Origin of the sequence: Pseudomonas sp. BJP69 (assembly GCF_007633355.1) — a bacterium.
GTDB lineage: Bacteria > Pseudomonadota > Gammaproteobacteria > Pseudomonadales > Pseudomonadaceae > Aquipseudomonas > Aquipseudomonas juntendi.
On sequence record NZ_CP041933.1, the window covers coordinates 246,741 to 265,567 of the forward strand.

Below are 18,827 nucleotides of genomic sequence, written 5' to 3' on the forward strand. Positions count from 1 at the left end.
TTACGACTCCGCCGCCGGGCTGTAGACCCGCGGTGCGCTGTGCTTGGGTAGATGAATGAGGTTGAGGTTGTGCTTGCGCGCCCACTGCAGGGCAAGCCCGGTGGGGGCGGACAGGCTGACCAAGGTCTGGATGCCGGCGCGCAGCACCTTCTGGATCAGTTCCAGGCTGCAGCGGCTGGTGACGATCGCAAGGCCGCCCTGGCTGTCGATGCCCTGGCGCAGCAGCGCGCCGATCAGCTTGTCGAGGGCGTTGTGCCGGCCAATGTCTTCACGGCCCAGCAGCAGTTCGCCGTGGCGGTCCATGAACAGCGCGGCATGCACCGCCCCGCAGTGCTGGCCCAGCGGCTGAAATGCATCGATGCGCTCGCGCAGGCCCACCAGCCACGCTGCCGGTGGCAGCGGCGCACCGGGCAGCACGGCCAGTTCTGGCAACGCCTGCTCCAGCGCCTCGACCCCGCACAGGCCGCAGCCGCTGGTGCCGGCCAGCTGCCGGCGCTGGTTTTTCAGGTTCCAGAAGGCTCGGCTGGATATTTCCAGGTCTGCATACAGGGCAGAGCCACTGCCCGAGAGCTTCAGGTCGTAGATTTCCGAAGTGCCTTCGACGATGCCGCTGCCCACGCTGAAACCGACGGCGAAATCTTCCAGGTCGGTCGGGCTGACCAGCATCACTGCCTGGTTGAGGCCGTTGTAGACGATGGCCAACGCAACCTCTTCGGCCAGCGGCGTGCTGTCACCTTTACCGTCGCTGAGCTGGACGTATGCGTAGGTGTTGCTGGCGGCCGGCAGGGACAAGGGCGATGAGGCCGTGCAGACCGGAGGTTTGCTGTTCATCGGGGCAGGCTGTTCATTCGGCGGCTTGGTGTAGCACAAGCCTAGGCGCGTGGGCCTGTGGCGTCTAATCGCTAGCCTCTATCCCTTGATAGAGCGCGTCGATTGGTCGCAGGCGGGCGGCATTAGCAAAGCTGGCCTAGACTGCTGGTTTCGAGGTTTCGTGAACAAGGAGAGTGCTATGAGCTTGATCAGTTTCGTGAAGGAAGCAGGCGAGAAGTTGATCGACCTGCTGACTCCGGGCAATGCCAAAGCCGAAGAGCAGTTGAAGAAACACGTGGAGAATGTCGGCCTCGGCAACCCGAACATCACGGCGACCGTGGAGGGCGACAAAGTGATCCTCAAGGGTGAAGTCGCCAGCCAGGAAGAGAAGGAGAAGATTGTGCTGGCGGCGGGCAACATCGAGGGTGTGGCCAGCGTCGATGACCAGATCACTGTGACCGGCCCGGTCGTGACAGCCGCACGCCTGGTCACGGTCAAGAAGGGTGACACGCTGTCGGCGATTGCCCTGGTGGTGTATGGCAATGCCAATCAGTTCAACAAGATATTCGAGGCCAACAAGCCAATGCTCAAGCACCCGGACAAGATCTATCCGGGGCAGGTACTGCGTATTCCTGACTGATTTTTGCAGGCTTTATCGGCCCTATCGCCGGCAAGCCGGCTCCCACAAGGTTGCTGCAAAGCTGAGGCCGGTGGTCGCCTGTGGGAGCGGGCGTGCCCGCGAACACCGGCGTAGCCGGTGCCAGGGCGCTTACAGGCCAATCAATAGCTCCCGGTAATCCTCGACCGCAGCAAACTCTTCAGTATCGCGCGGCTGCGCCTGGCTATCGGGCTGGCGTACAGCCAGCAGGTGCGCCACACCAAAGCGCCGTGCGCTGCGCAGTATCGCCAGGGTGTCATCGATGAACAGGCTACGCCCCGGCTCAAAACCGATGTCCGCCTGCAAGGCGTCCCAGAACTGTGGGCTTTCCTTCGGGTAACCATAATCATGCGAGCTGATCAGCCGCTCGAAATACGGTGCCAGTTCCACCCGTTCCAGCTTCAGCGACAGCGAATCACGGTGGGCATTGGTGATCATCACCACGCGCTTGCCGGCATTTCGAATCGCCGCCAGGAACGTGTCGGCATCCGGGCGCAACGCGATCAGGTCGGCAATTTCCCGTTTCAGCTCCCGGATCGGCAGGCGCAGCTCCCGGCTCCAGAAGTCCAGGCAGTACCAGTTCAGCGTGCCGGCATTGCGCTCGAACAGCGGCTGCAGCTCCATCTCCGCCATGGCCCGGCTCACGCCATGCAGCTCTGCATAGCGCTGGGGCAGGTGGTCGAGCCAGAAGCGGTTGTCGTAATGCAGGTCGAGCAGGGTGCCGTCCATATCCAGCAGGACGGTATCGATGGCAGACCAGGGAAGAACAGGCATGGGAAACTCTCGATCAGTCGGCAAGCCACGGTATAGTAACCCGTTCACGCCAAGGAGCCGCCCCATGCGCCAGAAACCCACCGTCCTCAGCCGCGAAATCGTCGCCAGCAGCCGCCTGTTCCGCGTAGAGGCTGTGCAATTGCGCTTCAGCAATGGTGCCGAGCGCACCTATGAGCGCCTGGTAGGCCGGGGTAACGGCTATGGCGCGGTGATGATCGTGGCCATGCTCGACGCCGAGCACGCCGTGCTGGTGGAAGAGTATTGCGGTGGTACCGACGAGTACGAGCTGTCGCTGCCCAAGGGCCTGATCGAGCCCGGCGAAGATGTGCTGGCAGCCGCCAACCGCGAGCTCAAGGAAGAGGCCGGGCTTGGCGCGCGCCAGCTTGAGCACCTGACCGAGCTGTCGCTTTCGCCGGGCTACATGAGCCAGAAAATCCAGGTGGTGCTCGCCACCGACCTGTACGAAGAGCGCCTTGAGGGCGATGAGCCGGAGCCGATGCGGGTCGACAAGGTCAACCTGCGCGAGCTGTCGGCCTTGGCCATGCACCCGCAGTTCACCGAAGGCCGCGCCCTGGCGGCCCTGTACCTGGCGCGTGACCTGATGATTCAGCGGGGGCTGCTGGCGCCATGAACGACAATCAACTGATGCGTGAAGTGGTCAAGTTGGCGTTGACTGCGGGCGAGGCGATCCTGCCGTTCTGGCGTGCCGATGTGGCAGTGACCAACAAGGCCGATGATTCGCCGGTGACTGCCGCCGACCTGGCAGCGCACCGGGTGATTGCCGATGGCCTGCTGGCGCTGGCGCCGCAGATTCCGGTGTTGTCCGAAGAGGACTGCAACATTGCGCTGGCCGAGCGCCAGGGCTGGAGCCGCTGGTGGCTGGTGGACCCGCTGGATGGCACCAAGGAATTCATTGCCGGCAGCGAGGAATTCACAGTCAATATCGCCTTGATCGAAAAAGGCGAGGTGGTGTTTGGCGTGGTATCGATGCCCACGAATGGCCGCTGCTACTTTGGGGGCCGCGAATTGGGGGCTTGGCGGGCAGACGGGGGTGAGGCGGCCCGGCCGATCCAGGTGCGCAACGCTCCGCCAGTGGGTGAGCGGTTTACCGTGGTTGCCAGCCGCCGGCACTCCAGCCCCGAACAGGAAGCATTGTTGGCGGGCCTGGGTGCGGCAGTGGGTGAACTGGAGCTGGCCAACATTGGTAGCTCGTTGAAGTTCTGCCTGTTGGCTGAGGGCAGCGCCGATTGTTATCCACGCCTGGCGCCGACTTCGCAGTGGGATACGGCGGCGGCCCAGGGTGTGGTGGAAGGGGCGGGTGGTGAAGTGATCGGGCTGGACGGTTTGCCGTTCCGTTACCCGGCGCGCGAGTCTTTGCTCAACCCGTACTTCCTGGCGTTGCCGGCCAAGGCAGCGTGGCGCCAGGCCTTTCTTGAGCTGATCTAGCGGGCCTGGCCTTGTAGGAGCGGCCTTGTGTCGCGATGGGCTGCAAAGCAGCCCCGGCAATTTGTGCACCATGCCCAAACCCTGGGGCTGCTTTGCAGCCCATCGCGACACAAGGCCGCTCCTACAGGGGGCGCGACAGCCTTCGTTCTTAGCGGTGCAGCACGTACTGGCCGCTGAAGGTGACGGCCGGCTCATCAGTCCCGGTATTGCTTACCGTGGTCTGCAGCGTCAACCGCGCCCGGCCACGACGCTGGTACATGTTGAGGAAGCGTTCCCAGGCTTTCTCTTCCGGCGCCGGGCAACGGGCTATTGCCGCCCCGGTAACCGGCAGCGGGTAACTGATTTGCCCTTCCTGGATGACGATATGCCCGTCATCTATCCCCAGTTCGCGCAGCCGCATGTGCAACCAGCCCCAGCCCACCAGCACCGCTGCACAGTACAGGCTGCCGCCGAACATGGTGCTCTTGTGGTTGACGTTGGCCGCCAGCGGCAATTGCAGGCGCAGGGTGTGGTGTTGCCAATCAATGACCTCCAGGCCCATTTCGCGGGTCAGCGGGATGTCGCCATGCAGTACGGACTGCAGGTACTGGCTATCGGTGCTCATCAACGGTTGTCCTCATGGTCGTCGTGCCCGCCGCTACCGCCCTCGAAGCTCAAGCCATGCTTGCGCAGCTTGTCGTGCAAGGTTTTGCGGGGGATGCCCAGCGCCTCTGCCAGGCTGCGCATGGAGCTGTGGGGCTGGGCCAGCTCGGCGGCGATCAGCGAGCGCTCGAATTGCTCTACCTGTTCGCTCAGGTTGCCACTCAACACCGAAGGCGCCGCAGCCGCAGCCGCTGGCAGCTGGCCATCCAGCGCCAGTTCAAGGCCCAGGGCGAAACGCTCGGCGGCGTTCTGCAATTCACGCACGTTACCTGGCCAGGTGTGGCGCAGCAGCATCGCCCGCTGCGCCGGCAGCAAGGCGTGTGGCGCCAGGCTGTGGCGCTGGCTGGCAGCGTCGGCAAAATGCTGGAACAGCACCAGGATGTCGTCGCCGCGGTCCCGCAGCGGCGGGATACGCAGTGGCGCTACGTTCAGCCGGTAGTACAGGTCGGCACGGAAGCGGCCTTGGTCGGCGGCCTGGCGCAGGTCTTCCTTGGTGGCGGCGATAATGCGGATATCCAGCGGGATCAACTGGTTGCCGCCCAGGCGTTCCACCACCCGCTCCTGCAACATGCGCAGCAGCTTGACCTGCACGTCCAGGCTCATACTCTCGATTTCGTCGAGGAACAGCGTGCCGCCGTTGGCGAACTCGAATTTGCCGATGCGCCGTTTTTGCGCCCCGGTGAACGCCCCGGGCTCATGGCCGAACAGTTCGCTTTCGACCACCGATTCGGCCAGTGCCCCGGCGTTGATCGCCACGAACGGCCCATCACGGCGGCTGGACAGGTCATGCAGCGCACGGGCGACCACCTCCTTGCCGGCACCGGTTTCACCCAGGATCAGCACATCGGCGCGGGTTGCGGCCAAGGCGCCGATCTGCTCGCGCAGGCGCTGCATGGCCGGCGAATGGCCGACCAGGCGCGTGGCCAGTTGCTGGCGGTCGCTCAGCGCCAGGCGCAGGCTGCGGTTGTCCAGCACCAGGCGGCGCAGGGCCAAGGCACGGCGCACGCTGTCGAGCAGGGCGTCGCTGGCGAAAGGCTTTTCCAGAAAGTCATAGGCACCGGCGCGCATTGCCTGTACCGCCAGGGGCACATCCCCATGGCCGGTAATCAACAGCACGGGCAGTTCGCTGTCGCGGCCGTGCAGTTGCTCCAGCAGCTGCAGGCCATCGATGCCGGGCATGCGGATGTCGCTGACCACCACGCCGGGCCAGTCGCTCTCGATACGCTCAGCCAGGCCTTGGGCATCGCCCAGCGCGACCACTTTCAGCCCGGCCAGGTCCAAGGTCTGGCTCAGGGCCTGGCGCAGGTGTGGGTCATCGTCGACCAGGATGACCTGGGCTTGGCTGTCGATCTGTGTCTCGGGGGTCATGCCGAGGGGTCCTCCGAATTGGGCAAGGTCGCGCCAGGCGCAGCCTTGCGTAGCTGCAGGGTCAGCAGAGCACCACCTTCCGGGTGGTTGGCCAGCAGCAGTTCACCCCCCAGGGCGCGCATCAGGCTTTCGCAGATGGCCAACCCCAGGCCCAGGCCCTGGGTGCGGGTCTTGGTGGTGAAGAACGGCTCCTTGGCATGCTCCAGGGCCTGGCGGCTGAAGCCGGGGCCATTGTCGCGGATGTACAGGTAGACGCAGTCATCACGCTGTTCGGCACTTAGCCACAGGCGGCGCGGGTTGGCTTTTTCGGTCAGGGCGTCCAGGGCATTGGCCAGCAGGTTGCCCAGCACCTGGCGCAGGCGGGTTTCACCGGCCTGTACCCACAAGGTGGCTTCCGGCAGGTCGCGGATCAGCTCCACGGCCATTGCCCGGCGGCGCTTGGCCAGCAGCGCCAGGGCATCGTCCAGGGCTGGCTGCAGGGCCACGCTTTCCGGGGCGTGCCGATCACGGCGGGCGAAAGCCCGCAAGTGGGCGATGATCGACGCCATGCGCCCGGTCAGCTCGCCAATCAGCTTGAGGTTGCCGCGGGCGTCCTCGGTGCGTTGGTGGTCGAGCAGGATCTCGGCATTTTCTGCGTAGCTGCGAATCGCCGCCAGCGGCTGGTTGAGTTCGTGGCTGATACTGGCCGACATGGTGCCAAGCACCGACAGCTTGCCGGCCTGCACCAGCTCGTCCTGGGCGCGCACCGCCTCTTGCTGGGCATTTTCGCGCTCCAGTACGGCGCGCTTGAGGCGGGTGTTGAGGCCCTCGAGGTCGGCGGTGCGTTCGGCTACGCGCTTTTCCAGCTCCTGACGGGCGCGGGCTTCGAAGTCGATGCGGTCGATGTAGTGGCGGCGCCGTTGCATCACCAGCCCGGCCAGCAGCATTGCTACTAGCAGGGTGCCGGCGCCAATGGCCATTACGGTTTGCACCGAACGGTCTACCAGCATGCGCGGGGCGAGGATGCTGACTTGCCAGCCGGTCTCCTTGATGTCGCGGGTCTGGGTGATCCAGGCGTCCGGGGCGAGCACCAGCGGTTGCGGTGCCTGGGTAGGGTAGGGCTGGATGGCGATGATGGCCTGGCGCTCGGCATCGCTCAGTGCGCGGGTGGCACGGAAGCGCCAATCGGGCCGCGAAGTGAGGATGACCACGCCATTGTGATCGGTCAGCAACAGCTGCTCCGGCGTGCGGCCCCACAGGGTTTCGGTGTGGTCGAGGTCGACCTTGACCACCAGCACGCCCACGATGCGCTCGCGATCACGCACGGCGGCGGCAAAGAAGTAGCCGCGTTTGGCCGACGTTGTGCCCTGGCCGAAGAAGCGGCCCAGGTGGCCCGCCATGGCTTCGTTGAAGTACGGGCGGAAGGCGAAGTTGCGGCCCACGAAGCTGTCGTGCTTGTCCCAGTTGGAGGCCGCCAGGGTGTTGCCGCTGACGTCCATCAGGTACATCACCTCGGCGCCGGTCTGCTGCACGATGCCCTTGAGCAGGCGGTTGGCGTTGGTCACCGCCTCCAGGCGGAAGGGGTCGGCCAGTACGCTGCGCAGTGCCGGCAGGTCGCCGAGGATCTGCGGCAAGGTTTCGTAGCGGTGCAGGGTGCCGAGCAGGTTGGCCACGTACAGGTCCAGGGTCTGGCGGTTCTGCGAGGCCAATTCCTGCTGGTAGTAACGTTCGGCCAGGTGGTGCAAGGGCCACAGTAACGGCGCCAGGCACAGGGCCAGCAAGGCCAGGCTGCGCCAGCGGGGACGGCGTGGAGGCGTGGGGTTAGCAATCATCACGTAAATGCGCCAGAAAGGTCTGGCGCAATTATGCGCTAGTTACGGCAGCAGTTCCGCCTCTGCCCATGCCCGGCCAAGCTTGTCCTTGTCTGACAGCAGCGGTGGTTGCTGCAGCCCCCAGTCGATGGCCAAGTGCGGATCGTCCCAGCGGATGCAGCGGTCGGCGCCGGGGTTGTAGTAATCGGTGGTCTTGTAGAGGAACTCGGCCGACTCGCTCAGCACCGCAAAGCCGTGGGCGAAGCCTGCCGGTATCCACAACTGGCGATGGTTGGCTGCGGACAGATCCACCGCGACCCACTGGCCGAAGGTTGGCGAGCTTTTGCGCACATCCAAGGCGACATCGCGGATTTCGCCCTGAACCACGCGCACCAACTTGCCCTGGGTGTTCTCCACCTGAAAATGCAGCCCGCGGAGCACGCCCTTGACCGAGCTCGAGTGGTTATCCTGGACGAATTCGACATTCACCCCGGTCTGCCTTGCGAACTCGCGGGCGTTGAACGCTTCGAAGAAAAAGCCACGGCTGTCACCGTAAACCGTGGGCTCGATGATCAGTACATCGGGGATTTCAGTCGGGATGATGTTCATGGCGGTTCGCTTGCCGTTCGTTAACTATTGACCCTAGTCGCCCTTCCTGGAAATTTCCGCATGCAGCAGTGACAGGATGCGTACGATATGGCCAGGGTAGGCGGCCAAGCGACGGGTGCTAGCGGGCGAACACGCATTAAATTCGATTTCTATCGATATTAGGATGAAGGTTCTCCTTAAAATCCGACGTATAAGGCTTTAAATATCGATATGTATCGGTTATAAATAGATCAACGTCTCACCGCAATCCGGCCCAGGGCCATCACAGAGGTCAACCATGAAAACCCTCAACTCCACGCCACGTGCCGATGGTTTCCACATGCCCGCCGAGTGGGCCCCGCAAACCCAGGTATGGATGGTTTGGCCGGAGCGTTCGGACAACTGGCGCCTGGGCGGCAAACCGGCGCAGGCAGCCCATGTAGCCCTGGCCAAGGCCATTGCCCGTTTTGAGCCGGTTACCGTGGCGGTTTCCGCTGGCCAGTACGAGAACGCGCGTCGCCAGCTCGACCAGCCGAACATTCGGGTGGTCGAAATCAGCAACGACGACGCCTGGGTGCGTGACACCGGCCCGACCTTCGTCATCAACGACCAAGGCGAGGTGCGCGGTGTGGACTGGGGCTTCAACGCCTGGGGCGGCTTCGATGGTGGCCTGTATGCTCCATGGAACCGCGACGAGGAGCTGGCGGCCAAGGTGCTGGAAATGGAGCGCTGCCAGCGCTACCACACCGAAGGCTTCGTGCTCGAGGGCGGCTCGATCCACGTGGACGGTGAAGGCACGCTGATCACCACCGAGGAATGCCTGCTCAACCGCAACCGCAACCCGCACCTGACCCGCGAGCAGATCGAAGCGGTGCTGCGCGACCACCTGGCGGTGGATACCGTGGTGTGGTTGCCCGATGGCCTGTACAACGATGAAACCGACGGCCACGTCGACAACTTCTGCTGTTACGTGCGCCCGGGCGAAGTGTTACTGGCCTGGACCGATGATTCCAACGACCCCAATTACGCCCGTTGCCATGCCGCCATGGAGGTGTTGCAGAACACCCGTGACGCCAAGGGCCGAGCACTAATCGTGCACAAAATGCCCATCCCCGGGCCGCTGTACGCCACGGCTGAAGAATGTGCCGGTGTCGACCACGTTGCCGGCAGCCAGGAGCGTGACCCATCGGTGCGCCTGGCCGGCTCCTACGTGAACTTCCTGATCGTCAACGGCGGCATTATTGCGCCAAGCTTCGATGACCCGGCAGATGCCGAAGCCAGAGCGATCCTTGCGCGGATATTCCCCGACCACGAAGTGGTGATGATTCCCGGGCGCGAGCTGCTGTTGGGCGGTGGCAACATCCACTGCCTGACCCAGCAGCAGCCGGCACCGGTGACGCGCTGAGTGCCAGCCCGGTGACAAAGAGGCCCGTCAGTAGACGGGCCTTTTTTTCGCACGACGCCCGGCGGCTGGTTTGGCATAGGTTTTGTATTGTTTTTCAAGGAGATAGCTTGGGTCTGCCAGGTTATCCGAGCTGTAACATTACCTACGTAGATTAGCCGCTCACGGGTTAGGGAGTACGTGTAGACATGAACGCAGCAAGTGAGTCGGCTTTGCGCCCATCGGCAGTTGGTCACCCATCGCTCAAGCGGGTCGCGGCGTGGTTGAAACACCATGGAAGCATCAGGGTCAGGACGACCGACCCACGACGTCTGCTTGCCGGACGCTACCCGCAAGGTTTGCTCAGCGATGCTGAAATGCAGGCGCTGATGGCGGTGTGGCACTAATCGACTACAGCTGTGCCGACCTCTTGGCGGCGATAGCCGCGAAGAGGCCGGTACCTGCCACACGCCCCTCCCCGCACGCACCCGGTAAATTGTCGGAGCAGTCAAGATGCCGTTTCTGACAAAAAGATAAAATCCCCGCCTACAGCGCCGACATGCATTGAAATGCCTCGTATCACGGGATGATCTTGGTTATATCAACCTGCATTTCACGACTTTTTGACATTTGTAATCGCACACGGCTAGGATTCGGCCCAACGCCTGCTGGCCACTTCCGTTGGCCATGCTGCTGCCAGAGGCCGCCCGTGCAATTGCCGGCCGGCCTTCAAGTCTGGATCCGCATAGCGTCGAACCTACGTAAGGGGCGTTGGTTCCTGGCGTTGTATTGCAGCGCGTTTTTGATTAAGCGATAAGGAAAATAACATGTTGAAAACCAGGATCAGCCTGGTCGCCCTGGCGATGATCGCCGCGACCCAGGCACAGGCCAATGATCAGGCCGAGAGCAAGGGCTTCATCGAGGACAGCCACGCCAACGTCCTTCTGCGCAACGCTTATATCAACCGTGACAAGAAGCACGGCACCGACGACCAGATCGAATGGGGCCAGGCAGTTATCGGCAACTTCTCCTCCGGTTTCACCCAAGGCACTGTCGGTGTCGGCGTCGACGCATTCGGTCTGTATGCCCTGCGCCTCGATGGCGGCAAAGGCCATAACGGTGGCGCGGGTGTCGACTTCTTCAAGCCGCACGAAACCACCAACGCCGACGGCAACGCCAGCTCGCCGCACAACCTGGCGCGTGGTGGCGCAGCCGTGAAGTTCCGCATTTCCAATACCGTGCTCAAGTACGGTGACCAGATGCCAGCACTGCCAGTGCTGCAGTACGACGACGCACGTCTGCTGCCAGAAAGCTTCACCGGCACCCTGATCACCTCCAAGGAAATCAAGGGCCTGGAGCTGAACGCCGGCCGCTTCACCCAGGAAGCGCGCAAAAGCGCCGAGCGTCGTGATGGTGGTGGCCTGAAGTCGATCAACGTGCTGGGTGGTAGCTACAAGTTCAGCGACAACTTCACCGGCTCGCTGTACACCGCAGACAACGAAGACGTGATGCGCAAGCACTACCTGGGCTTGAACTACGTCTTCCCGATCGCCAGCGACCAGTCCCTGACCCTGGACTTCAACGGCTACAAGTCGGACATCAACAACAAGTACGTCAAGGCCGCCGGCCTGAACGGCGACTCCAACACCATCTGGAGCCTGGCGGCCACCTACGCGTATGGTGCGCACTCGTTCACTCTCGCCCACCAGCGCAGCACTGGCAGCACCGGCTACAACTACGGCTGGTACCAAAACCAGGGCGGCGTGGGTGACGGTGGTTCGACCATCTACCTGGCCAACTCGTACTGGTCCGACTTCAACGCCGAGGACGAGCGTTCCTGGCAGCTGGGCTACGGTCTGGACTTCGGTGCCTACGGCATCCCTGGCCTGACCTACAAGCTGGCCTACGTAGTGGGTGACAACATCAACACCCGCAACAACGCCAACCCGCAGGGCTTCGGCGAAGGCAAGGAACGCGAGATCTTCAACCAGGTCCGTTACGTGGTGCAGGACGGCCCGGCCAAAGACCTGTCCATCAAGTTGCGTAGCTCGTTCGTGCGTACCAACAACGCCGTACAGCAGAACGGCTACAACGACGATGGCAACGAAGTACGCGTATTCGTCGAGTACCCGATCAGCATCTTCTGATGCTGAGCTGAGGGTGCTGGGGGCTGCTTTGCAGCCCATCGCGACGCAAGGCCGCTCCTACAGGCATGCCCCGAACCGGGCCCCTTGTGGGAACGGCCTTGTGTCGCAAAAGGGCCGTATCGCGGCCCCGGCGATCTGCGCCCCAACCCCAAAAAACGAGCTGCCACGCCCCCTCGGGATTCGGCTCAACCCGGTAGCAACACGCTAACCCGCAATCCACCCCCTTCGCGGTTCATCAGCAGCAGCTCACCGCCATGGCTGCCAGCGATGCGTTGCGCAATGCTCAACCCCAACCCGTATCCCCCGGAGGACTGGTTGCGCGACCCTTCGCCGCGTACGAACGGGTCGGTAATGGTCGCCAGCAGCCCCGGCGCAATCCCCGGGCCACGGTCGTCGATATGGATCAGCACCCCGCTGTTCGCCCGTTCCAGTGTGACCGAAACCTCCTTGGCATAACGCAGTGCATTGACCAGCAGGTTCTGCAGGCAACGCTGCAACAGCAACGCATCCACACGCACGCCGCCTGCCTGGCCATGCACTGGCAATGGCTCTTTTTCGGTCGCCAGGTCGGCGCACAGGCGTGCCACCAGTCGGTCCAGGTCCACCTGCTGCAAGTTCTGCTGTTCCCCGGCGCGCAGGTAGTCGAGCACCTGGCCGATCATGTCGTCCATCTGCCTGATGTTCTGCCGCAGGCGCTGGTGGTGTTCATCGTCCGGCAAGCGCTCCAGGCGCAGGCGCATGCGGGTCAACGGGGTGCGCAGGTCATGGGACACAGCGGCGAGGAAGTATGCCTTGTCGTTGACCATGGCAATCAGGCGCTGCTGCATGGCGTTGAACGCCTGGGCAGCCTGGCGTACTTCCTGCGGGCCATCCAGTACCAAGGGCGGCTGCTCAAGATTGGTGCCCAGGCCACGGGCAGCATCGGCCAGGCGCTGCAACGGGCGCAGGCACAGGCGCACGGCAATCAGGCAGACCAGCAGCACCGCGACAATGCGCAGGGCATACACCCGCAACAGGTAATCGCTGATCAGCACCCAGGCCGACTCGCCGCTCCAGCCCTGCAGCTCCTGGCCCTCGATGATAAGCCAGTGCCCATCGGCCAATGGCACCGCAAACTGCATATGGGCTTGGGCCGTGCGCAAACCGAACAGGCTGCGCCAGACTATCGGTTGGCCCGACGCGTCGGTCAGTTGCACATTCATCAGGCGTACCGCCTGAGCATGCCCCAGCTCGTACTTGAGGGCCTGGCGCAGCAGCAATTCGACCCGCCGGCGCTCACGGCGCTGATCATGCGTTGGCTCGGGCAGGTGCTCGGCACAGCGCACCTGGTAATGAGCCGGCACTGGCAGGGCGGCATCGTGGCAGTCGGCCCGGGCGATCAGGGGCGCACTGCGCGCGGCGATCAGCCGCACGGGGGCTTCGAACACCTGGGCGAAGCGCACATCGAACCAGATGCTGCTCGACATCAGCTGCACCACCAGCGTGCCGCTGACCATGATCAGCAATAGCTGGCCGAACAGGGTGCGCGGCCACAGCCGGCGAAGCCAGCGCACCTCAGGCATCGGCCTGGTGCTGGCCCATGGTCAGCAAGTAGCCTTCGTTGCGGATGGTGAGGATTTGCGCGGCCCCGTCCGGTGCGCGCCGCAGGTGCTGGCGCAGGCGGCTGACGCACATGTCCACCGAGCGGTCATCAGGCATGTGGTCGCGGCCAAATGCGCTGCGCGTCAGCTGGTCGCGGGAGACCACGCGGTTGTTGGCCTCCAGCAACTCGCGCAGCACCCGGTAGTCGGAGCGTGGCAGGGGCAGGGTCTGGCCATCGGGGCGCGTGAGCAGGCGCTTGACGTGCTCCAGGCGGAAGCCGGCGAACAGTTGTGCGTCGGCCCCTGCAGTGCCCTGCGCCTGGGTTTCCAGGCGTTGCGGGCGACGCAGCACCGCCTTGATCCGGGCAATCAGCTCGCGTGGCTCGAAGGGTTTGGCCAGGTAATCGTCGGCACCCACCTCCAGGCCGATGATGCGGTCCAGCGTGCTGCCTTTGGCCGACAGCATGATCACCGCCAGCCCGGGCGTGGCCTGCAATTGGCGACAAAGGCTGAGCCCGTCTTCGCCCGGCAGCATCAAGTCGAGTACCACCAGATCCACCGTGTGCCTGGCCATTTGCGCGCGCATCTGCTCGCCGTCGGCCGCCTCCAGCACGTTGTAACCGGCGTCGGCCAGGTAATCACAAAGAAGTTCGCGGATCTCGTCGTCATCGTCGACGACCAGCAGGGTCGTGCTCATGCGGAAAACACCTGTCGGGTGAGGCCCAGGGGCGCTCATTACATTCAATTACATCCCCGTACATGTCGGGTCTGGCGCCGGGAGGGCCGATCCCTAGAATCCTAACAAAAAATCATCTGCAAATACGAAGCCTTCCCAAATGAATCCCTACAGCATTCCGAACGCGCTCACCCCCACCCTTGCAAACGGCAACCGCCTCAAGCCGCTGGCCTTCTGCATTGCCGTGGCCATCAGTGGTGGTGCCATGGCCGCCGACAGCCAACCCCTGGAGCTGGACGCCACGCAAATCGAAGACAGCGCGCTGCTGCCCGCCGACGCTGCAGGCCAGCTGGGTTACACCGTCGAGAGCACCCGCAGCTCCACCGGCCTGAACCTGACGCCACGGCAGACCCCGCAGTCAGTCACCACCATCACCCGCCAGCAGATGGAAGACCGTGGCATCCACACCATCGAACAGGCCCTGGAAACCACCCCAGGGGTAACGGCCAACAAGTCCGAAGTGGGCGGGCGTACCGATTACCGCGCCCGTGGCTATTCGATCAGCAACTGGAAGGTCGATGGCCTGCAGACCCAAGGCGGTTCTGACTTCAGCGGCAGCGGCAATGCCCTGAACATGGACCTGTACGAGCGCATCGACATCGTGCGCGGGGCCAACGGCCTGCTTGGCGGCACCGGTGACCCTTCGGCCACCGTCAACCTGATCCGCAAGGCGCCGACCAAGACCTTTGGCGGTAGCGCCTACGCCACCTACGGCAGCTGGGACAAACGCCGCCTGGGTGCCGACCTCAACCTGCCGCTGTCCGAGGACGGGCGCCTGCGCTCGCGTTTCGTGATGACCCAGCAGGACGCCAACTCGTTCCGCGACAACCAGTCCGACCGCTCCCGCGCGGCGCTGGCCAATTTCGAATTTGACCTGGACGACGCCACCACCCTCGGTGCCGGCTACCAGTACGAATACAACAAGGTGGTGGGTGGCGGCTGGGGCGCGAACATTCCGCTGTGGTACCGCGACGGCAGCAAGACCGACCTGCCACGCAGCACCAACGTGGTGCCTAGCTGGAGCTTTGGCGAGTACACCACCCGCACCGCTTTCGGCTCGTTGCAGCACCGCTTCGACAACGACTGGACGCTGGACCTGAAGGCCTCCCAGGCCACCACCGAAGCCCTCAACCACCGCGGTTTGGCCAAGGTCAACTCGGCAGGGCGCGGCACCTATGGCGGCTACTGGGACCAGGATGGCAGCGGCGCCGTACTGAACGGCCTGCACAGCTCCACCGACACCACCCAGCAATCGGCGCAGATCGACCTGTCTGGCCCATTCCAGCTGTTCGGCCGCACCCACCAGGCCATGGTGGGCTATAACGACAGCCGCACCGTGGGTTGGTCGCCGCAGTACACCTGCACCATGGTGGGCGACGGCATGGCCAGTGCACCGGCGTTGGGGTGCCAGTTCCGCGCCAACAACGGTTTCCCGGTCACCGACTGGCACAACGGCGTGGATGACGACTACGGCCTCATCGCCTCGCGCACCGGCCTGCACAGCAAGACCACCACGCGCTTGCAGGGCATGTACGCCGCTACCCGCCTGAGCATTACCGACCCGCTGTCGGTGATTGTCGGCGTGCGCACCAGCAACTACGCGTCGGTGACCCGTAGCGTGGCCGGCGAGCGCAGCAGCCAGGAAGAGAACGGCATCGTCACCCCATACCTGGGCGCGGTGTACGACCTCAACGACACCTACTCGCTGTACGCCAGCTACACCGACATCTTCACCCCGCAAACATCGGAAACCGTGAGCGGCAGCAAAGTCGAGCCGATTCGTGGGCAAAGCTATGAAACGGGTATCAAGGGTGAATGGTTCGACGGCCGCCTGAACGCCTCGGCAGCGTACTTCCGCACCAAGCAGGAAAACAAAGCCGTGCTCGATGGCGACCTGACCACCCCGACCGGTGCCAGCGCCTATAAGGCCGGCTCGGGTGTGGAAACCGACGGTATCGACCTGGAAGTGGCAGGCGCGTTGACGCCTGAATGGAACGTGTACGCCGGCTACACCTACCTGCACTTCCGCCGTGTCGACAGCGACGGCCGCAGCGACCCGTCGCACCTGTTCAAAGCCTCCACCACCTACCGCCTGAGCGGCCCGCTCGACCGCTTGACCGTAGGTGCCGGTGTAACAGCGCAGAGCAACATCCGCGCTATTTCCAGCCCTGCAGGCCAGCCGGTCAACGGCGTGAGCAGCGGTGCAACCGATGTGAACTGGTCGGGTTATGCCATCTGGAACGCCATGGCCAAGTATCAGGTGACCGATGCCACCAGCGTTACCCTCAACGCCAACAACCTGTTCGACAAGCACTACTACACCCAGTACGGGTTCTATGCCGGCGGCATCTACGGTGACCCGCGCAACCTGTCGCTGACGGTAAGCACTGCCTTCTGACATGCAGGGGCGGCCTTGCGTCGCAGCCCTACGAGTTGCGCTGTCGCGCAGAGAACTCAATTCGTAAGCGCGACGCGGCCGGTGTGGGAGCGGGCGTGCCCGCGAAGAATCCAACGCTGTGGCTGGCACCGGCTACGCCGGTGTTCGCGGGCGCGCCCGCTCCCACAAGGGCCCTGCTAAATCAAGCAGTTATGTATCGTTCTATGAGAGCTTCAACCACGACAGAGGAAAATCCGTAGGCAAACGCTCTATTTCAGGGGGGGCGGCTTGAAGCCCGGCTTGCCAAGGTCGCTATCGTGGCCTGCATGCGGATCTTCCTGGTGCGACTAAATGCCATGCTCAGGAATGGCGAGCCTTGGCTGGATCTGGTGTTGCCTCAGCCGAAGAGGGCGTAGATCAACAGCCAAAATGCAGGACTCGACGATTACACGGTTCCTGTGGGAGCGGGCGTGCCCGCGAACACCGGCGCAGCCGGTGCCAGACACCGCGTCGCCTGCTTCGCGGGCAAGCCCGCTCCCACAATAAATCGCACAGGCTTTTCAAATTTTGAGAAAGACAGTTGCTCCTGCATCAAGCGAGTTGAGCGGGGCTCTGGGGCGTGGGCTGGAAACAAAAAAGGCCCACCTTGCGGTGAGCCTTTTGAGTACTGCGTATGGTGCGGCACCAGGAGTCGAATATTAATATATGCCATTGAAAATCTATGATTTATTTGTAGTGGTTAATCGAAATATCTCTAAAGCTATCGTTTGATATATAGCCGTCCGTTTAAGGTAACGAGAGATCTTTGCGTCTCTCATTATGGTGCGTGAAGGTTGGGGATTTTGAGTTTTACTCGTGACGTTCTCGCCTGTCTGCTTGGCAAACTCATGCGGCGTCACATGGTCCTCGCGGTTCGCCCCCAGAAACCGGCTCCACCAGGTCATGATCATCCGGCGCTTTTCGAGGAACTCGACCTTGTGGGTATAGGCGGCGCGCACGTTGTTGCGTTCCTTGTGGCTCATCTGCCGTTCGATAGCCTTCTCCCACAGCCCGGACTCGACCAGCGCACTGCACGCCATGGCTCGGAACCCGTGGCCGCAGATATCCACTTAGGTGTCGTAGTCCATCGCCCCGTATGCCGCATTCACCCGGTTCGCGGAAATCGTTTTCACAGTTTGGCATCCTGTACGAACGCCACATTCAGGCCACCTCAAGTTGCCGAGTTACAGATCGAACTCGTTTCAGCAGGTGGGACGCAACACGATATTTCAAGCTTAAACCGCGCAACATTTCTATTCCCACCAACTGCAAGCGACTGCGCTAAATTCCCCTCCCTCTGGCAACGATGCCGCCCCCCAAACTCACTATCTCGCCGTGGGTAGACCATTGAAAAAATTTGCCTTTGTAAGTGCAGCCGCGGAGCGTGAGTACAAAGAACTGCCCAAGGACGTTCAGGACGATTTCGGCAAGGACCTGCGGCGCATTCAGTATGGCCAGGACCCTGTTCGGCCGTTCAAGTCATTGACGGAATCAGTAGGGGCGGGGGCGATCGAGCTCATCATAAACGGCAGCCCGGCATTCCGATGCGTGTATGTGGCCAAGTTCGCGGACATGGTCGTCGTGCTGCATTCGTTCGTAAAAACGACCAACAGGTCCGACCGGCACGCGATGCAGGTCGCCCAAGAGCGTATGAAGGAGCTCAAGCACGAGTTGCGCAAGATGGGGTACAGGATTTAGCCGCCCGGCGCTTGAGTGATCACGATCTGGGGAGGTGAACTGCCATCGTCTGTGGGAAGGTTCAGGCTTGTGCGAAAGCCAAGCTTGTCCAGCATGTCCATCATGGCGTCCAAAGTGAATTTCTCGATTTTGCCATTAGCCAACTCGGATACCCGGGACTGGGTTACGTTCAGCCTGGCGGCCGCCTCGTGTTGTTTGAGGCCCATTTTTTTGATGCAGTCGGTAATGAAGATGGAAAGGTCCATTTTTAAGGCCATTTTGCTGGCCGTTTCTGCATCGTGGGTGGCGTGGAAGGGGCTTTCGTGGAATTGAAGCGGCATGGGCTTGCCTCAGCAGAAATATCTAAAATTTACGATAAAATCTTAGGTGGGCTCGATGGGCAAGTCAAAGCGTTTGTGTGTGGGGACTTTTCTTGATGGTCAGAGAATGCGCCACTTGAGATTGCTGGGGATGCTGCGCAGCCCATCGCGAGGCAAGGGTCCTACATTGGTGGGTGGTGGGCACATATCTGCGGCTCGGCACCGCCCGATACACACCGCCCGAAGGAGCGGCCCGCTAGCACCGGCGGAGAGGGTGCCAGACGCCGCGTCGCCTGCTTCGCGGGCAAGCCCGCTCCCACAATGAATCGCACAGGCTTTTCAAATTTTGAGAAAGACAGTTGCTCCTGCATCAAGCGAGTTGAGCGGCGCTCTGGGGCGTGGGCTGGAAACAAAAAAGGCCCACCTTGCGGTGAGCCTTTTGAGTACTGCGTATGGTGCCGGCACCAGGAATCGAACCCGGGACCTACTGATTA

General features: G+C 62.7%; 17 protein-coding genes and 1 pseudogene. 8 read left to right on the forward strand and 10 right to left on the reverse strand.

Annotated features, from left to right (window positions below; all coding sequences use genetic code 11):
* Nucleotides 1-831: a formate dehydrogenase accessory sulfurtransferase FdhD gene (fdhD, locus tag FPB55_RS01090; protein WP_047150096.1), complete on the reverse strand. Its 831-nt coding sequence runs from the start codon at nt 829-831 to the stop codon at nt 1-3.
* Between the two features lie 178 nt (nt 832-1,009).
* Here fdhD and lysM point away from each other — a divergent pair, with 178 nt between their 5' ends.
* A complete protein-coding gene (lysM, locus tag FPB55_RS01095) occupies nt 1,010-1,450 on the forward strand; it encodes a peptidoglycan-binding protein LysM (protein WP_009683781.1) in 441 nt (146 codons plus the stop codon).
* 129 nt (nt 1,451-1,579) lie between these two features.
* On the opposite strand, the gene yrfG is transcribed toward lysM, so the two are convergent.
* Nucleotides 1,580-2,242 (reverse strand): GMP/IMP nucleotidase, encoded by a 663-nt coding sequence (gene yrfG / locus FPB55_RS01100; protein ID WP_009683782.1) that lies wholly within the window; start codon nt 2,240-2,242, stop codon nt 1,580-1,582.
* 64 nt (nt 2,243-2,306) lie between these two features.
* On the opposite strand from yrfG, the gene nudE reads away from it, so the two are divergent.
* Together nudE and cysQ are read left to right on the forward strand one after the other, a co-directional pair.
* On the forward strand, nt 2,307-2,873 hold the full coding sequence (gene nudE / locus FPB55_RS01105) for an ADP compounds hydrolase NudE (protein ID WP_009683783.1): 567 nt from the start codon (nt 2,307-2,309) through the stop codon (nt 2,871-2,873).
* Nucleotides 2,870-3,688 carry a 3'(2'),5'-bisphosphate nucleotidase CysQ gene (gene cysQ, locus FPB55_RS01110; RefSeq protein ID WP_125854940.1) on the forward strand — a complete coding sequence of 273 codons (819 nt, stop codon included), beginning with the start codon at nt 2,870-2,872 and terminating at the stop codon, nt 3,686-3,688. Before nudE ends, cysQ begins: the two co-directional genes overlap by 4 nt.
* 148 nt (nt 3,689-3,836) lie before the next feature.
* Here the strand turns inward: cysQ and FPB55_RS01115 are convergent, their stop codons facing one another.
* Genes FPB55_RS01115 through rfbC form a run of 4 tightly spaced genes read right to left on the reverse strand, consistent with a single transcriptional unit; the run spans nt 3,837 to nt 8,097 of the window.
* Entirely contained in the window at nt 3,837-4,292 is a 456-nt protein-coding gene (locus FPB55_RS01115) for a YiiD C-terminal domain-containing protein (RefSeq protein WP_029885606.1), read from the reverse strand.
* Nucleotides 4,292-5,698 (reverse strand): sigma-54 dependent transcriptional regulator, encoded by a 1,407-nt coding sequence (locus FPB55_RS01120; protein ID WP_115293248.1) that lies wholly within the window; start codon nt 5,696-5,698, stop codon nt 4,292-4,294. The genes FPB55_RS01115 and FPB55_RS01120 overlap by 1 nt, the downstream gene beginning before the upstream one ends.
* On the reverse strand, nt 5,695-7,509 hold the full coding sequence (locus FPB55_RS01125; RefSeq protein WP_125854939.1) for an ATP-binding protein: 1,815 nt from the start codon (nt 7,507-7,509) through the stop codon (nt 5,695-5,697). Before FPB55_RS01125 ends, FPB55_RS01120 begins: the two co-directional genes overlap by 4 nt.
* A 42-nt stretch (nt 7,510-7,551) precedes the next feature.
* A complete protein-coding gene (gene rfbC, locus FPB55_RS01130; RefSeq protein WP_009684782.1) occupies nt 7,552-8,097 on the reverse strand; it encodes a dTDP-4-dehydrorhamnose 3,5-epimerase in 546 nt (181 codons plus the stop codon).
* Between the two features lie 277 nt (nt 8,098-8,374).
* Here rfbC and aguA point away from each other — a divergent pair, with 277 nt between their 5' ends.
* The 3 genes from aguA (at nt 8,375) to FPB55_RS01145 (ending at nt 11,604) form a co-directional block, all read left to right on the forward strand.
* The gene (aguA, locus tag FPB55_RS01135; protein WP_009684781.1) at nt 8,375-9,481 is read left to right on the forward strand and encodes an agmatine deiminase; all 1,107 of its coding nucleotides are present in this window, start codon (nt 8,375-8,377) and stop codon (nt 9,479-9,481) included.
* A gap of 185 nt (nt 9,482-9,666) precedes the next feature.
* Entirely contained in the window at nt 9,667-9,864 is a 198-nt protein-coding gene (locus tag FPB55_RS26450) for a hypothetical protein (protein ID WP_080709188.1), read from the forward strand.
* Nucleotides 9,865-10,284: 420 nt separating this feature from the next.
* Nucleotides 10,285-11,604: an OprD family porin gene (locus FPB55_RS01145; RefSeq protein ID WP_029885603.1), complete on the forward strand. Its 1,320-nt coding sequence runs from the start codon at nt 10,285-10,287 to the stop codon at nt 11,602-11,604.
* 185 nt (nt 11,605-11,789) lie between these two features.
* Here the strand turns inward: FPB55_RS01145 and FPB55_RS01150 are convergent, their stop codons facing one another.
* A complete protein-coding gene (locus FPB55_RS01150; protein ID WP_125854938.1) occupies nt 11,790-13,166 on the reverse strand; it encodes an ATP-binding protein in 1,377 nt (458 codons plus the stop codon).
* Nucleotides 13,159-13,881 carry a response regulator transcription factor gene (locus tag FPB55_RS01155; RefSeq protein ID WP_054905024.1) on the reverse strand — a complete coding sequence of 241 codons (723 nt, stop codon included), beginning with the start codon at nt 13,879-13,881 and terminating at the stop codon, nt 13,159-13,161. The genes FPB55_RS01150 and FPB55_RS01155 overlap by 8 nt, the downstream gene beginning before the upstream one ends.
* Nucleotides 13,882-14,020: 139 nt before the next feature.
* On the opposite strand from FPB55_RS01155, the gene FPB55_RS01160 reads away from it, so the two are divergent.
* Entirely contained in the window at nt 14,021-16,318 is a 2,298-nt protein-coding gene (locus tag FPB55_RS01160; protein WP_009684777.1) for a TonB-dependent siderophore receptor, read from the forward strand.
* An 833-nt stretch (nt 16,319-17,151) separates the two neighbouring features.
* On the opposite strand, the pseudogene FPB55_RS01175 reads toward FPB55_RS01160, so the two are convergent.
* Nucleotides 17,152-17,480: pseudogene (locus tag FPB55_RS01175) on the reverse strand (integrase); the annotation flags it as partial.
* A 203-nt stretch (nt 17,481-17,683) separates the two neighbouring features.
* Here FPB55_RS01175 and FPB55_RS01180 point away from each other — a divergent pair.
* Nucleotides 17,684-18,034: a type II toxin-antitoxin system RelE/ParE family toxin gene (locus FPB55_RS01180; RefSeq protein ID WP_115293252.1), complete on the forward strand. Its 351-nt coding sequence runs from the start codon at nt 17,684-17,686 to the stop codon at nt 18,032-18,034.
* On the opposite strand, the gene FPB55_RS01185 is transcribed toward FPB55_RS01180, so the two are convergent.
* A complete protein-coding gene (locus FPB55_RS01185; protein WP_009682074.1) occupies nt 18,031-18,354 on the reverse strand; it encodes a helix-turn-helix transcriptional regulator in 324 nt (107 codons plus the stop codon). The two genes, FPB55_RS01180 and FPB55_RS01185, sit on opposite strands and share 4 nt — an antisense overlap.
* Nucleotides 18,355-18,827: the final 473 nt, after the last annotated feature.

Coding starts and splice junctions, on each gene's coding strand:
- fdhD (WP_047150096.1), bottom strand. CDS start 831: ATGAACAGCAAACCTCCGGTCTGCACGGCCTCATCGCCCTTGTCCCTG.
- lysM (WP_009683781.1), top strand. CDS start 1,010: ATGAGCTTGATCAGTTTCGTGAAGGAAGCAGGCGAGAAGTTGATCGAC.
- yrfG (WP_009683782.1), bottom strand. CDS start 2,242: ATGCCTGTTCTTCCCTGGTCTGCCATCGATACCGTCCTGCTGGATATG.
- nudE (WP_009683783.1), top strand. CDS start 2,307: ATGCGCCAGAAACCCACCGTCCTCAGCCGCGAAATCGTCGCCAGCAGC.
- cysQ (WP_125854940.1), top strand. CDS start 2,870: ATGAACGACAATCAACTGATGCGTGAAGTGGTCAAGTTGGCGTTGACT.
- FPB55_RS01115 (WP_029885606.1), bottom strand. CDS start 4,292: ATGAGCACCGATAGCCAGTACCTGCAGTCCGTACTGCATGGCGACATC.
- FPB55_RS01120 (WP_115293248.1), bottom strand. CDS start 5,698: ATGACCCCCGAGACACAGATCGACAGCCAAGCCCAGGTCATCCTGGTC.
- FPB55_RS01125 (WP_125854939.1), bottom strand. CDS start 7,509: ATGATTGCTAACCCCACGCCTCCACGCCGTCCCCGCTGGCGCAGCCTG.
- rfbC (WP_009684782.1), bottom strand. CDS start 8,097: ATGAACATCATCCCGACTGAAATCCCCGATGTACTGATCATCGAGCCC.
- aguA (WP_009684781.1), top strand. CDS start 8,375: ATGAAAACCCTCAACTCCACGCCACGTGCCGATGGTTTCCACATGCCC.
- FPB55_RS26450 (WP_080709188.1), top strand. CDS start 9,667: ATGAACGCAGCAAGTGAGTCGGCTTTGCGCCCATCGGCAGTTGGTCAC.
- FPB55_RS01145 (WP_029885603.1), top strand. CDS start 10,285: ATGTTGAAAACCAGGATCAGCCTGGTCGCCCTGGCGATGATCGCCGCG.
- FPB55_RS01150 (WP_125854938.1), bottom strand. CDS start 13,166: ATGCCTGAGGTGCGCTGGCTTCGCCGGCTGTGGCCGCGCACCCTGTTC.
- FPB55_RS01155 (WP_054905024.1), bottom strand. CDS start 13,881: ATGAGCACGACCCTGCTGGTCGTCGACGATGACGACGAGATCCGCGAA.
- FPB55_RS01160 (WP_009684777.1), top strand. CDS start 14,021: ATGAATCCCTACAGCATTCCGAACGCGCTCACCCCCACCCTTGCAAAC.
- FPB55_RS01185 (WP_009682074.1), bottom strand. CDS start 18,354: ATGCCGCTTCAATTCCACGAAAGCCCCTTCCACGCCACCCACGATGCA.